We start from the raw sequence: 14,304 nt of genomic DNA, 5'->3' as shown, positions 1-14,304 counted from the left end.
TCTATCCACTCTTCTTCAATGAACCTTCTTTTTTCTCTTGTTTCATAACGGTTCCTAATTCTTTTTTTGTAAATACACGTAATTTCAAAATAAAAAACATATATGTCAATCCGCCGATGGCTACACCTAACAACGCTTCAAGCGTCGCGCTTCCTCTATGTTCCGTATTAATTACTAATCCAGACATCTGTAACACACGTGTGAACATCATTAATACAAACCCCATACAGATACCACTAATTACTATCCCTAACATATTTCGCTTATTGATAAGTGACCCTGATACAGCTCTCGTAAGCAACAAACTATTTAATCCAGAGATTATAATTAACGCACATAAAGTCGCAAAAGCTGCACCTTTCACACCAAAATAAGGCATGAATATATAATTTAACGCTAACTTTAAGCAACCTCCAAATACAACAAATAACGCTGGCTTAAACGTTTGCCCTAATCCTTGTAAAATAGAAGCTGTCGTAATTGACAATGAACTAAATAAAATAGATAACGATAAAATAGATAAAACATCTGATCCATCACTGTTTTCAAACAACATAATATTGGTAGGTTGAATAATACAAGTTAGTCCAATAGCTGCTGCAAGTCCAATAACAAATGTTATTTTCATTGCTAACTTTACCTTTTCTTGAATAAAGGAAAGATCTCCTCTTTCCTTCGCCGCTGTAATAATCGGAATAAGTGACAACGAGAAAGAAGTCGTCACAACAGTACCTAATTGCATTAGCGGAATACTTCTATCATAAACACCCTTTAATACCTTTGCATTTTCAACCTGTTCTCCCGCACCAATAAGTAAGCTGTAAAAGGACACTGAATCAGCCATCTGTATAAAAATAAGCACTAAATTACTAACACAAATCGCTAACCCCTGCCAAAAAAGGATTTTAACTATCTTCCTTTTACCCTTAATTCTCGCTGCACTTTTGAAGAATATAGAACGAAAATCTTGACGCATATACAATATAAGTACAATAATCCCAATAAGTCCACCCGCAATTGAGCCTAACATAGCCCCTGAACCAACTGTATATAAATCAAATCCGTGAGCAATTAGGAATAGCGATAAAAATACAATAATAGAAACTCGAATTGTTTGTTCTATTACTTGCGAAACAGCCGTTGGCATCATATTATTGAATCCTTGAAAATACCCTCTTGCTACAGACAAAAATGGCATCAATAAGAATGAAAATGAAATAACACGTAGTAACTTATCTAAGTGTATATCGCCCATAGCTACCGCAATTGTTTCGGCCCCAAAAAACAGTGTAAAGAAGCCTATAAAACCAATCCCTAATAAGAACCAAAAAGATACACAAATAATTTCTTCTGCTTCTTTTTGTTTTCCCCGCTCTAGTCGTTCTGCAACCATTTTCGAAATGATAACAGGAAATCCATAAGTAGCTAAAATTAAACAAAATCCATAAAACGGGTAAATTTGTTGGTAAATATAAAACCCAATATCCCCCGCTATATTTTGATATGGAATACGGTAAAAAGCGCTTAATACTTTTGTAACGAAACTTGCAATCGTTAATATAATAGCCCCACGCCAAAAGGCTTGATACTTCTTCGCTTCCATACAAGAAAACTCCTTTTTCTATTCTCACCTCTCGTATTATATCATAAAGAAAAGAACAAACTCCCTTACCAACACGGGTAATAATGAGTTCCTAAATGTTAAAAATATTCAACGAAAAAAGGTAGCAAAGTGCTACCTTCATTCAATATACATATATTTCCAAATAATTGATTTCTCAAAAAGAAAGATCATAATTAGGAAAGATTGCTACTTCTAAAATCAATATACCCTTACTGTTCCATTTGTTTCGCTAAGAAACTGGCAGCAGTATTAACCGCTTTATGCTCGATCTCGCTTATAATGGCTTCTTTTGAAAAAATAATGACGGCTCCAATCGGATCTCCGTTTGCAACAATCGGTCCAACTGTATAAGAATGAACCTTTTCTGTTACACCATCAATAATGGAAATATCACTTTCATCCGTCATAATAACAGACTTTCGTTCTTCCATCGTTTTTTCAATTAGATCGCCAACACTTTTATTTAAGTATTCTTTTTTCGATACGCCTGATACTGCGATGATAGAATCTCGATCACACACAAGCACATTATGTCCTAAGCTGTCATATAAAGCATCAGCATATTCTTTCGCAAAATCACCTAGCTCACTAATTGGAGAATACTTCTTTAAAATTACCTCTCCATCGCGATCAACAAATATTTCTAGTGGGTCTCCTTCTCGAATACGTAAAGTTCTACGAATTTCCTTCGGGATTACTACCCTGCCTAAATCATCAATTCGACGTACGATTCCAGTTGCTTTCATTCTAATGCTGCCTCACTTTCTACTGATGATCAAAGTGGTGAATTTACCTGTTCATGTAAAAATCACCAACTGTTAGACATAGTATTTTACACATTAGTTCTTCTATGCACGTCGAATTGTATTTTTTTATCTTATTTTAGGCATTTATTACTTCTTTTTTTACATCTGGTAAGCCTTTTAATAAATTTTCAGCAATTGTTAACCACTTCGATGTCTCTAAGCCATTTGTTTTCATAACAATTTTCAATTGTGATCCTTCCATTCCTAAACCGATCATACGTCCAAAACTATTTCCGAGCATGAATAATTTTCCACCATCAATATTTTGACTTGCTTGTTCAGAAAATAGGAATGTTACTTCAAATTTATTCTGCTTAATTAATTCAATTTGTTCTTTCATTGCCAACACTTTAATATTTGCAATTTGTAATAAATAACCAACTTCTTGTGGATAATCGCCAAATCTATCGATCATTTCTTCCTGCAATTCTTCAATATCCTCAATTGCAGAAACACCTCTAAATTGTTTATACATCATAATTTTTTGCTTACTATCTGAAATATAAGCATCTGGTAAATATGCATCTACCTCTAAGTCAATTTCAACATTAACTATATTTTCAGCCCCATCTGTTCCTCTACGCTGTTCAATTGCATCTTTTAACATTTGCGAATATAGATCAAATCCGACAGAATCAATAAATCCATGCTGTTCTGCCCCTAACAAATTACCTGCTCCACGAATAGATAAATCTCTCATCGCAATTTTGAAACCAGATCCAAGTTCCGTGAACTCTTTAATTGCTTGTAGACGCTTCTCTGCAACCTCTGACAGCACTTTGTCACGTTTATATGCAAAGTATGCATACGCAACACGATTAGAACGTCCAACACGCCCACGAAGCTGATACAACTGTGATAATCCCATACGATCTGCATCAAATACAATTAACGTATTTACATTCGGAATATCTACACCCGTCTCAATAATTGTTGTACTTACAAGAACATCATGCTGTCCTTCTAAAAATGATAGCATAACAGACTCTAATTCGCTTTCGTTCATTTTCCCATGTGCGTACGTTACGCGGGCATCTGGAACTAACATCGAAATTTCATCTGCTTTTCTTTCAATATCCTCTACACGGTTATATAGGAAGTAAACTTGACCACCTCTTGCAAGCTCTCGCTCTATTGCCTCTCGCATTAACGCTGGATTATACTCTACTACATACGTTTGGACTGGGAAACGATTTTCTGGTGGTGTCTCAATAACAGATAAGTCGCGCACACCAAGCATAGACATATGAAGCGTCCGCGGAATCGGAGTTGCCGTTAATGTTAATACGTCAACATTTGCCTTCAATTGTTTAATTTTTTCTTTATGTGTTACACCAAATCTTTGTTCTTCATCAATAATAAGAAGCCCTAAATCTTTATACGTAACATCTTTAGATAAAATACGATGTGTTCCGATTACGATATCTACTGTTCCATCCTTTAAGCCCTTAATTGTTTCATTTTGTTGTTTTCTCGTACGGAATCTACTTAATAAGCCTATATTGATCGGATAATCTTGAAAACGCTCTCGAATTGTTTCATAGTGTTGCTGCGCAAGAATCGTTGTCGGTACTAAAATTGCAACTTGTTTTTCATCCATAATTGCTTTAAATGCCGCACGAATAGCCACTTCAGTCTTTCCATACCCTACGTCACCACAAAGGAGCCTATCCATCGGGCGTCCGCGTTCCATATCTTTTTTAATCTCGTCAATAGAACGTAACTGATCCTCTGTCTCTTGATATGGGAAAGAGGATTCGAACTCTTGTTGTTCTGCCGTATCTGGCGTATATGCATAGCCTTTTGAAGCTTCGCGCTCAGCATATAGTTTAATTAGGTCATCCGCAATGTCTTGTACAGATTTTTCAACTTTCGTTTTAACCTTTTTCCAATCATTACCGCCTAATTTATAAACTTTCGGATCCTTACCTTCAGATCCTACATATTTTTGGACTTGATCAATTTGTTCAATTGGAACGTATAGCTTATCATTACCTTGATATTTAATATTTAAATAATCTTTGTGAACACCATTAATCTCTAATGTCTCAATACCTAAAAATTTACCTATACCATGATTTACGTGAACTACATAATCTCCAACTTTTAATTCCGAATAACTTTTAATACGTTCAGCATTCGATAACTTTTGTTTACGTTGTGATTTTTTAACTTTCTTATGAAAAAGCTCCTTTTCAGTAATGACAACAAGCTTTTGCATCGGCATTTCAAATCCTGCATGTAAATCACCTACAGCAATTTGTAACCTTCCAGGCAATAAGATATCTGTACCTTCTACAATATCTGCCTCAATATCATAATCACTTAAAATATGTTGTAATTTTTTCACACGTTCATCATCTGTTCCAAGTACAACAGTCGTAAAATGCCCTTCATTCCATCTATCAATTTCTGTTTTTAACAAATTCATCTGTCCATGGAAATCTTGCATTGTTTTACATGTTACATTAACAATATTTTGCGGATGTGTGTGTGCGATATGACGCAAGAATAACGTTAAATATACAAAACTTCTTTTTTTATGATGAAGAAACCCCTCGAATGGGTGAGAGAAAGATAAATCTTGAATAATTGTTCCTTCACCAAGAAGTGATATATACCATTCCGCCTCTTCTGTTTCAAGATGCGATGCTGTTTCTTGAATACGGGAAATCTCGTCTAAAATTACAACACCGTCTTCTGGTAAATAATCTATCAGACTAGCAGGTTCTTTATAGAAAATAGATAAGTATTTAAACATCTGTTCTATACTTTGCCCGTTTTTCAACATCTCAATTTCATGACTTACCGTCTCAAGCACTGTAGTCTTTAGTTTATCATCAGAAAGTTTTTGCATCGTCTTAGTTAAACCTTCTTCAAGATGCTGAATTCCTGATTTTAATTCTTCCTGTGAAAATAAAAACTCTGTTGCCGGACCAAACCTAACGCTTTCTTTTTTACCTTGAGAACGCTGTTCATCCACATCAAATAATCGAATAGAATCGACTTCTGTATCAAAGAATTCAATACGAAATGGTAGTTCTTCAGTTAAAGGATAAATATCTAATATTCCCCCACGCAAACTGAACTCCCCTGGAGCTTCTACCATCGACTTACGTTCATAGCCAATATGATGTAAAGTATGCAAGAGCGCATCTAAATCAATCTCTTGCCCTAGATTGATTTCAACTTGCTTTTGCTTCCACAATTCTTTTATTGGTAAAAATCTACGCAATCCTGCCACTGGCGCTACAATGATTCCATTCTCTCCCGCAGCCAAGCGATTTAACACTTCTATACGTTGCGCCTTCAATTCTGGACTTGCAACCCCAATTTCCGATGCTATCAGTTCATTCACTGGATATAGCCACACATCTTTTTCACCAAGTAACGCCACTAAATCTTCATGTACTTTTTGTGCTTGGTATAAGTTATGTGTCACGATTAATTGTGATTTTTTTGTTTTTTTATATAAAGCCGCCATTAATAACGAACGAGAAGACGTTGCCATCCCTGATATAAGTTGTTCTTTTAACCCATCTTCTAATCCATTAATAACCGATTGTATCTCTTCATTTTTATAAAATTGCTCTAATAAACCTATCATTTTTAAAACTCCTCTCAACATAAAGAGCAAGTCATTCTATTTTATGCAAATATTTCGGAAAAGGAAAACAGAAAAATGCTTTGGACATGCCAAAGCGACAACATTTTATTGCAGAAATTTTTCATACTCATAATACTCAGGATAAGATGCGAGCGTTTCTTGACACGATTCACAAATCGTTTTTATATATATATTTCCATTCTCATGAAAATGAATCATTTCTACTACTTCTTGCTCTGTTAGTTGAAATAAAACGTCGCTATATACTTTTTCTGCGTTAATGGAGCCTACATTACCTCCGCAGTGTCTGCAATAATAATACCCTTCCATACTAGCCTCCTAAAAATTCAATTACTACTAGTATGGGTAAAACAAAAGAGAAATATTCCCAATCTCATTTTTAACTATTGAAAGTATTCATGATTTGGAGAAAAGGCTTATTTAGCCACTCTTCACATGCATCCGCTGCTTTTTCAATAGAATGGTTAACATCCGGAATCTCTTCAGATGTAAAGCGTCCTAATACATAATCGACTACCTTCATTCCATTTTTCGGGCGATCGATTCCCATACGGATACGTTGAAATTCTTGTGTTCCTAGGTGCGAAATCGTTGACTTTACACCATTATGTCCACCAGCACTACCTTTCATGCGAAGACGCAATTTACCTACAGGAATGTCCAAATCGTCGTACATAACAACGAAGTCCTCAACATCAATTTTATAATAATCCATGAGTGGACGAATACTTTCCCCAGATAAGTTCATGTATGTTAGCGGCTTTAATAAGATTACCTTTTCTCCATTAACAAACCCTGCACCAAATACACCTTTAAATTTTTGTTCATTCAAAGAAATGTTCCAACGCTTCGCAAGTTCATCAATGGCCATAAATCCAATATTATGCCTTGTTAATTCATATTCTCTACCTGGGTTCCCAAGTCCTACTATCAATTTCATTCTTGTACCACTACTTTCTTTTTTCGATACGAAAAGACGTAACCAATTTTGGTTACGTCTCATTCTATCCAATTAATTGAATAATACACTCACAGATTCTTCTTCGTATACACGAATGATTGCTTCTCCGATTAATGGAGCAACTGAAAGTTCATGTACTTTGTCGATTTTCTTCTCTTCTGGTAATACGATAGAGTTCGTTACAACTAACTCTTTAATATTTGAATTTTGAATACGCTCAATTGCTGGACCAGATAATACTGGGTGTGTACAGCAAGCATATACTTCAGAAGCACCGTTCTCAACAAGAGCGTTTGCTGCTAATGTAATTGTACCAGCTGTATCAATGATGTCATCAATTAAAATCGCTGTTTTACCTTCAATATTACCGATAATGTTCATTACCTCTGATACGTTCGGGCGAGGACGACGCTTATCAATAATAGCGATTGGCGCTTTTAGACGATCTGCCATTTTTCTTGCACGAGTTACACCACCATGGTCAGGAGACACGATTACGATATCTTTAAGACCTTTTGTTTCAAAGTAATCTGAAAGAATCGGTACACCCATTAAGTGGTCGATTGGGATATCAAAGAATCCTTGAATTTGTGGAGCATGTAAATCTAGAGTGATTACACGAGTTGCACCTGCTGTTTCAAGCAAGTTTGCTACAAGTTTCGATGTAATTGGTTCACGAGAACGCGCTTTACGGTCTTGACGCGCATAACCATAGTAAGGAATAACAATATTAATTGTTTTCGCAGATGCACGTTTTAATGCATCAATCATAATAAGTAATTCCATGATATGTTCGTTTACTGGGAAGCTTGTAGATTGAATAATGAATACATCGCAACCACGGATACTTTCTTCAATGTTAATTTGAACTTCTCCATCACTAAAACGATCAACAGAACATTTTCCTAGCCCTACTCCAATATGCTTTGCAATCTGCTCAGCAAGTTCCTTATTAGAGTTTAAAGAGAATACTTTCAAATTAGAATTTAGATATTGAGTCGACATCTAGATTAACCCTCCACATTATGATTTTTTCTTATTCAGCAATTGATCAACATAGTCTTCTTTGTTAACTTGACGTGCACGTGCTACCGATAATGCTTTTGATGGAACATTCTCTGTAATTGTAGAGCCTGCTGCCACATAAGCACCATCTTCAACTGTTACTGGAGCAACAAGGTTTGAATTACATCCAATAAATACCCCATTACCAATCACAGTTTTGAATTTATTCTTACCGTCATAGTTCACCGTAATTGAACCACAACCAAGATTCACGTCTTCTCCAACTTGTGCATCCCCGATATAACTCAAGTGTGAAGCTTTACTTCTATTACCAAAGACAGTTTTTTTGATTTCCACGAAGTTTCCAACCCGTACTTCGTCTCCAATAACTGAATCTGGGCGAATATGTGCAAATGGACCAGCCGATACTTCTGTACCAAGCTTACTATCATGTACAGTAGATTGTCGAATTGTCGTACGATCTCCAATTTCACTATCGCGAATTACTGTATGCGGTCCAATTTCACAATCAGAGCCAATTACAGTGTTCCCCTCAATAATTGTTCCTGGATGAAGAACTGTATCACTACCGATAACTGCATCAGCAGAAATATAAGTGTTACTTGGATCAATAATTGTAACACCGTTTACCATGTTCTTTCGGTTGATACGGTTTTTCATAATAATTTCCGCTTGCGATAGAGCGACTCTGTCGTTAACACCTAACGTTTCGTCGAACTGCTCTGTTTGATAAGCTGATACGATATGACCTTCATTTTTTAAAATCTCAATAACATCTGGAAGGTAATATTCACCTTGCACGTTATCATTTGAAACTTTAGAAAGTGAAGCAAATAAAGCCTTATTATCAAAACAATACGTACCTGTATTGATTTCTTTAATAGCTAATTCTTTCTCATTTGCATCTTTATGCTCAACAATCTTTTCAACATGACCATTCTCATTACGAACAATACGGCCATATCCAGCAGGCTCTTCTATGTATGCTGTTAGCACCGTCGCCATTGCTCCTGCTTCTTTATGTTGCTGAAGTAATGCTTCCATTGTTTCAGCAGTTATTAGAGGCGTATCACCACAAATAACTAAAGTTGTTCCTTCTTCATTTGCAAGTACACTTGCAGCTTGATCTACAGCATGTGCTGTACCAAGTTGTTCTGCTTGTAATGCAAATTCACTTACGTTCCCTAGCTGTTCTTGTACCATTTCAGCACCATGTCCAACAACCGTTACAAGTTTCTGCAATCCTAATTGAGATACTTGATCGACTACGTGTTGTACCATAGGTTTCCCACATACAGGATGCAGCACTTTGTATAGCTTAGACTTCATACGTGTGCCTTTACCTGCAGCTAGAATCACTGCAAATCTGTTTGACATATAGACCCTCCATCGCAACCTATTTATCCATTAAAGATATTATCCTAAATCATCATATATTTCAAGAAACACATTTTAACTATTAAATTTTACCATAATTCTTATAAGATGTTTTACTCTTTAGTATCTTTTTTAAGAAATAAGCTATACTATTTAAAATGATTTTGAAAAAATTAGTAGTTTCTTCTTTTTATGTTAATAAATTATGCAGTTTCCAAATATAAAGCAAAAAAAACAAACCCCTGTAAATGCTTACAGGAGTTTGCTACAAAATTATAAGGCTTTTTGTCAAAAGCCCTTTTCATTCGAATTTTACGAAGCACCTGCTTCTTCAAACTCAACCTCTTCTAACTCGCCTAAACGATGATACTCTGTTAAAACCGCATCTTGAATTTTAGAGCGTGTACCAGAATTAATTGGATGTGCAATGTCACGGAACTCTCCATCTGGAGTACGTTTACTTGGCATTGCTACAAATAATCCATTATTACCATCAATTACACGAATATCATGAACAACAAATTCATGGTCTAGAGTAATAGAGGCAATTGCTCTCATGCGGCCTTCTGTGTTTACGCGGCGTAATCTTACGTCAGTCACTTCCATCTTGTGTTCACCACCCTTTTCTAAATAAGCGATATATTTGTATAAATTCCACAAATTTTCTATTTTCCCTTTAATTTTTTAAAAATTTTTAAGATAAAAATTTTTAAAGTAGTTGAATATAGAGATTAGTGGAGGTTATCGCTTACAAAAGGTTACTTAACTAGGGCGATTACTTCAATTTCAACGGAAACATCTTTCGGTAATTTTGCTACTTGCACACAAGATCGAGCTGGTTTATGAGTAGAGAAATAAGAGCTATACACTTCATTCACAGCATTAAAATCATCCATGTCCTTTAAAAATACTGTTGTTTTTACGACTGTATCAAATGAAGCACCTGCTTCCTCTAATACCGCTTGTAAATTTTGAAATACTTGTTCTGTTTGTACTGTTACATCTCCTGTTACAAGCTCCCCATTTGCCGTCAATGGAATTTGTCCTGAGCTATAGAACATGTTATTTACAATAATCCCCTGTGAATAAGGTCCAATTGCTTGTGGTGCCTTGCTTGTTTGAACAACTTTCATACTTTTCACCCTTTTATTATTTATTTTACTCTTTAAAAATAGTGTACGAAAGGCAGTTTGTCCATCTATTTTATAATCTATAAATAAAATAAAAAAAGATAGAGCTATCTGCTCTATCTTTTATTCCGCCTCTACAAGCCCTTCATCAAATGGCGCAAGAGAATAATTCCCTTTTTCCACTTGAATCGTTTTTTCTTTCACATCAACTTCCGATAGACGAATTAATGATACAAAATTATTAATTAGTCGTTCTTCAATATCTGTGGATTCTACTAATACACCAATACCAACAACATTAGCCTTGAACTCTTCTAACATACTCATCATACCTTGAATTGTTCCGCCAGCTTTCATGAAGTCATCAATAATTAAAACATTCGACCCTTCTGGAAGACTGCGTTTTGCTAACGTCATTGTTTGAATTCGTTTAGAAGAACCCGACACATAGTTAATACTAACAGTCGGACCTTCTGTTACCTTATTATCTTTCCTTGCAATTACAACTGGTACATCTAAGTAATTTGCCACTGCATAAGCAAGTGGAATCCCCTTCGTTGCCACCGTCATAACTGCATCAATTGGTTGCCTAGCAAAAACAGAAGCAAACAAACGACCTGCGCCATTAATATGGCGAGGATTACTCAATAAATCTGTCATGTATAAGTAACCGCCAGGCAAAATACGATCTGGGTTTTCAAATAAGCCACAAAGCTCATCAATAATTAGATCTGCCTCTTCTTCACTTATATACGGTATATATTTCACTCCTCCTGCTGCTCCTGGTATCGTTTGCAATGTGCCGACCCCTTGTTGTTCAAACGTTTGCTTAATAATAACTAAATCTTCACTAATGGAAGACTTAGCCGATTGATACCTTTCAGCAAAAAAAGTGAGAGATACTAGCTGACGAGGGTTTTGTAGCAAGTAATAAGTCATATCGACTAATCTTGTACTTCTTCTAATTTTCATACTCTCACCTCAAATCACGAATATTCTAAACAAATCATAACGTATTATACGTCTTTATTCAAGCGTTTCTCGCTCTCCTAATAAACGTACCGCATAGACTTGTTCACAAAATCCTTTTAATCCGTTATAAATGCGATGCATTCGTGAATCATGGTGTACAAGTCCAAATACAGTTGGACCACTTCCACTCATTAATACAGCATCCGCTCCAAATCGCTTCATCTGTGATTTAATACGGGCAACTTCAGGATGCATTCCAAATGTTACATCTTCTAAAACGTTACCAACAGTATCACAAATTCCTTTATAATCACCAGAATTTATGACATCAACCATTTTATCTACATTCGGATGTGTAACTCGATTTAACTTTAAATTTCCATACACATCAGCAGTAGATACACCTATATGTGGTTTCGCTAAAATAACCCAACAAGAAGGCGGAGTCTTTATATGCTCAATTTTCTCTCCTCTTCCAGTGGCAATTGCTGTGCCTCCGTATACACAGAACGATACATCTGATCCAATTTCTGCGCCAAGCTCTGCTAACTCATCAATTGTAAGCCCTAAATTCCATAATTTATTAAGACCACGTAATGTGGCTGCTGCATCACTACTTCCACCTGCTAATCCAGCTGCTACTGGAATCGTTTTTTCAATAGTAATAGATACACCTTTTTTTACATTAAACTTCTCTTTTAATAATTTCGCTGCCTGATAAGCTAAATTTCGTTGGTCGTCTGGGACATACCGATTATGGGATAAAATTTCAATACGGTCTTCTGCTAATTCCGTTAGTTCTAGACGATCTGCTAAATCAATGGTTGTCATAATCATTTTCACTTCATGATATCCGTCTTGTCTTTTTCCCAGTACATCTAACGACAGATTAATCTTTGCTGGTGCTTTCACTAGTAGCTTCAATCTATTCACCCACTCTATGTACTCAATCTTTTATCGTTTATTTTACCATAAATTTATAGTAAGACGATGACACTTCCCTAATTATAACGAAAAGCATTCAGAATGAAACTACTTATGTAAAATGATGGCACCTTTTAGAGTACAAAAAGCCGAGGAATGTCTCCTCGGCTACCGTAGCATAGAAAGTATCTTACAACTACTGGTTTCGTTTCATTAATTGCTGTTCTGCAATTTCTATAGCACGTTTCACCATGTTACCAGCATCTTTCGCACGAATTCCGCCCCATCCTTCTTTCTGAACAACATCATAAAAGCCAAGCTCTTTTGCTAGCTCTTCTTTAAATTGGTTTGACATGACACCTCTTCGTCTACTCAATGCAGAGTCCCTCCTTATTTTGCTACGGTATAGTTAGTATGCAAAATAATATAGCTTTTCATTTATGGGAATATATGTAATGATATACGGATTATAAAATGACCTCATTATGAGGGTCTCCATAAAATGTTAACTCTACTGTCTCTGTTAAAACATCTGCATAACTATAAGATACACGTTGCAACGCATCTTCTTGTTGATCTAATTGTACAACAAAAACGGAACGGTATGTTTCTGCTAGTACACCTGATTGCTCCACAGTTTTTCTTCTTCCACTATTTGCTTTTAACATAAGTCGCTGTCCAAGATGGTGATCTAATTCGCTTTTAATTTCATCTAAACGTTTTGACATATACTTCGCTACACCTCGCTGTAATTTAGATTGAACACTTAAAGCACGATATATCTATCCTAATTATTAACCGCGATTCACAGCTAATATCATCCTGCGTTTGAATAGATAGAAGAAATACTATATTGTAAAAGTATCATTACGTAGTCTGCACGTTCTTACCTCTTTTTATCCAAATTCATTTAAATCCTTCCATACAAAAAAGCAAGATACATATGTATCCTGCTTACTCTTCGTAATGTTGAAAAGGTAATCCCGTTCGTAAAATCCCTCTCGTTTCAATTCCACCTAGTCCCTTTTCACCAGTAATTGTATTACGTACGACATCCCATACATTGACTCTCTCCATAAATGAAGTAAAACTAATTTTACCAACTACATATACAGGATCTAGTGCATGAATATTAATTCTAGATGGTGAACTAGCGAAATTGGCCCCTGCACGAATTAGTGCCTCAAAATGTGATTGACATGCCCCAGCAAAAATAACAAGTTGATCCAATGATGGATATTTTTTTCGCACTTCACGAACAGCCTGTACAAAATGTCTTGAATGCCTATATGCCGCTAAATCTCCCTTCACTCCTTTTGATTTTGTATATGCATCATGCCCTGTAATAACGAGAATGTCTGGGCGAAAGTGATCTATTAAGTCTACTACTTTTTCATGCATCTCCGTTTCTTTACAATGAATACCTTGAACAGGAACGCCAATTTTATTATATAAATCTAAGCACTTGCGCAAATATAAAGGGTCTCCATCTATATGCAATACACGTCCCGGCATTTGAAAATAATTCACCTCACTTGTGTATCCACCCGTTGAAGTATGTTCATGCCTTTGTTTCATCAGTACATAATCTTGTTGAAACAAACGATACGTGCGCTCCATTGTTTCTTTCTCACGCTTCACCCTTTTTTTATGTTCTCTTTGATCTATACTAATTAAATCTTCAAGTGGCGCATCCGCCACCAGTCTAATTTCCTCTCCAAACAATATAGCTATCTCGCCTTTTATTTCTATAATACGAAAAAGAATATCCCTCTTATGAGAATATCGTTCCACTAATTCTCCAACATGTAAAACCATTCTCCTACCTCCAAACTCATTAGGCCATCTTACCTGTT

At 35.8% G+C, this 14,304-nt stretch carries 14 protein-coding genes; all 14 read right to left on the bottom strand.

Annotation, left to right across the window (positions count from 1 at the left end):
- Window position 1: 1 nt before the first annotated feature.
- The 14 genes from ACTL4X_RS00310 to yabG all read right to left on the bottom strand — a co-directional run bounded on the left by ACTL4X_RS00310 (window position 2) and on the right by yabG (window position 14,266).
- Window positions 2-1,603 (bottom strand): putative polysaccharide biosynthesis protein, encoded by a 1,602-nt coding sequence (locus ACTL4X_RS00310; protein ID WP_441394972.1) that lies wholly within the window; start codon window positions 1,601-1,603, stop codon window positions 2-4.
- A gap of 230 nt (window positions 1,604-1,833) precedes the next feature.
- The gene (gene spoVT, locus ACTL4X_RS00305) at window positions 1,834-2,370 is read right to left on the bottom strand and encodes a stage V sporulation protein T (protein ID WP_000648302.1); all 537 of its coding nucleotides are present in this window, start codon (window positions 2,368-2,370) and stop codon (window positions 1,834-1,836) included.
- A 136-nt stretch (window positions 2,371-2,506) separates the two neighbouring features.
- Window positions 2,507-6,037, bottom strand: coding sequence for a transcription-repair coupling factor (mfd, locus tag ACTL4X_RS00300; RefSeq protein WP_000579688.1), 3,531 nt, complete (start codon window positions 6,035-6,037; stop codon window positions 2,507-2,509).
- A 105-nt stretch (window positions 6,038-6,142) separates the two neighbouring features.
- Window positions 6,143-6,367 carry an anti-sigma-F factor Fin family protein gene (locus ACTL4X_RS00295; RefSeq protein ID WP_000399438.1) on the bottom strand — a complete coding sequence of 75 codons (225 nt, stop codon included), beginning with the start codon at window positions 6,365-6,367 and terminating at the stop codon, window positions 6,143-6,145.
- A 70-nt stretch (window positions 6,368-6,437) separates the two neighbouring features.
- A complete protein-coding gene (gene pth, locus ACTL4X_RS00290; RefSeq protein WP_000767702.1) occupies window positions 6,438-6,998 on the bottom strand; it encodes an aminoacyl-tRNA hydrolase in 561 nt (186 codons plus the stop codon).
- Between the two features lie 72 nt (window positions 6,999-7,070).
- On the bottom strand, window positions 7,071-8,024 hold the full coding sequence (locus tag ACTL4X_RS00285) for a ribose-phosphate diphosphokinase (RefSeq protein ID WP_000107420.1): 954 nt from the start codon (window positions 8,022-8,024) through the stop codon (window positions 7,071-7,073).
- A gap of 18 nt (window positions 8,025-8,042) precedes the next feature.
- Window positions 8,043-9,422 (bottom strand): bifunctional UDP-N-acetylglucosamine diphosphorylase/glucosamine-1-phosphate N-acetyltransferase GlmU, encoded by a 1,380-nt coding sequence (gene glmU, locus ACTL4X_RS00280; RefSeq protein WP_441394971.1) that lies wholly within the window; start codon window positions 9,420-9,422, stop codon window positions 8,043-8,045.
- 312 nt (window positions 9,423-9,734) lie between these two features.
- Window positions 9,735-10,028 (bottom strand): septation regulator SpoVG, encoded by a 294-nt coding sequence (gene spoVG, locus ACTL4X_RS00275; RefSeq protein WP_000454041.1) that lies wholly within the window; start codon window positions 10,026-10,028, stop codon window positions 9,735-9,737.
- 152 nt (window positions 10,029-10,180) lie between these two features.
- Window positions 10,181-10,555, bottom strand: a complete 375-nt coding sequence (locus tag ACTL4X_RS00270; protein WP_000869815.1) for a RidA family protein — start codon at window positions 10,553-10,555, stop codon at window positions 10,181-10,183.
- Between the two features lie 120 nt (window positions 10,556-10,675).
- On the bottom strand, window positions 10,676-11,524 hold the full coding sequence (gene purR / locus ACTL4X_RS00265; RefSeq protein WP_000702466.1) for a pur operon repressor: 849 nt from the start codon (window positions 11,522-11,524) through the stop codon (window positions 10,676-10,678).
- A 54-nt stretch (window positions 11,525-11,578) separates the two neighbouring features.
- Entirely contained in the window at window positions 11,579-12,448 is an 870-nt protein-coding gene (gene ispE / locus ACTL4X_RS00260; RefSeq protein ID WP_000772104.1) for a 4-(cytidine 5'-diphospho)-2-C-methyl-D-erythritol kinase, read from the bottom strand.
- Window positions 12,449-12,644: 196 nt separating this feature from the next.
- Window positions 12,645-12,824 carry an acid-soluble spore protein SspF gene (gene sspF / locus ACTL4X_RS00255; RefSeq protein WP_002094215.1) on the bottom strand — a complete coding sequence of 60 codons (180 nt, stop codon included), beginning with the start codon at window positions 12,822-12,824 and terminating at the stop codon, window positions 12,645-12,647.
- A gap of 91 nt (window positions 12,825-12,915) precedes the next feature.
- On the bottom strand, window positions 12,916-13,176 hold the full coding sequence (veg, locus tag ACTL4X_RS00250; protein WP_000044347.1) for a biofilm formation stimulator Veg: 261 nt from the start codon (window positions 13,174-13,176) through the stop codon (window positions 12,916-12,918).
- A gap of 226 nt (window positions 13,177-13,402) precedes the next feature.
- On the bottom strand, window positions 13,403-14,266 hold the full coding sequence (yabG, locus tag ACTL4X_RS00245) for a sporulation peptidase YabG (RefSeq protein WP_000242868.1): 864 nt from the start codon (window positions 14,264-14,266) through the stop codon (window positions 13,403-13,405).
- Between the last annotated feature and the right edge of the window lie 38 nt (window positions 14,267-14,304).

The organism is Bacillus sp. RE35 (assembly GCF_052146655.1).
GTDB lineage: Bacteria > Bacillota > Bacilli > Bacillales > Bacillaceae_G > Bacillus_A > Bacillus_A cereus.
This window is presented reverse-complemented; position numbering and strand designations above follow the sequence as displayed.

Coding starts and splice junctions, on each gene's coding strand:
- ACTL4X_RS00310 (WP_441394972.1), bottom strand. CDS start 1,603: ATGGAAGCGAAGAAGTATCAAGCCTTTTGGCGTGGGGCTATTATATTA.
- spoVT (WP_000648302.1), bottom strand. CDS start 2,370: ATGAAAGCAACTGGAATCGTACGTCGAATTGATGATTTAGGCAGGGTA.
- mfd (WP_000579688.1), bottom strand. CDS start 6,037: ATGATAGGTTTATTAGAGCAATTTTATAAAAATGAAGAGATACAATCG.
- ACTL4X_RS00295 (WP_000399438.1), bottom strand. CDS start 6,367: ATGGAAGGGTATTATTATTGCAGACACTGCGGAGGTAATGTAGGCTCC.
- pth (WP_000767702.1), bottom strand. CDS start 6,998: ATGAAATTGATAGTAGGACTTGGGAACCCAGGTAGAGAATATGAATTA.
- ACTL4X_RS00285 (WP_000107420.1), bottom strand. CDS start 8,024: ATGTCGACTCAATATCTAAATTCTAATTTGAAAGTATTCTCTTTAAAC.
- glmU (WP_441394971.1), bottom strand. CDS start 9,422: ATGTCAAACAGATTTGCAGTGATTCTAGCTGCAGGTAAAGGCACACGT.
- spoVG (WP_000454041.1), bottom strand. CDS start 10,028: ATGGAAGTGACTGACGTAAGATTACGCCGCGTAAACACAGAAGGCCGC.
- ACTL4X_RS00270 (WP_000869815.1), bottom strand. CDS start 10,555: ATGAAAGTTGTTCAAACAAGCAAGGCACCACAAGCAATTGGACCTTAT.
- purR (WP_000702466.1), bottom strand. CDS start 11,524: ATGAAAATTAGAAGAAGTACAAGATTAGTCGATATGACTTATTACTTG.
- veg (WP_000044347.1), bottom strand. CDS start 13,176: ATGTCAAAACGTTTAGATGAAATTAAAAGCGAATTAGATCACCATCTT.
- yabG (WP_000242868.1), bottom strand. CDS start 14,266: ATGGTTTTACATGTTGGAGAATTAGTGGAACGATATTCTCATAAGAGG.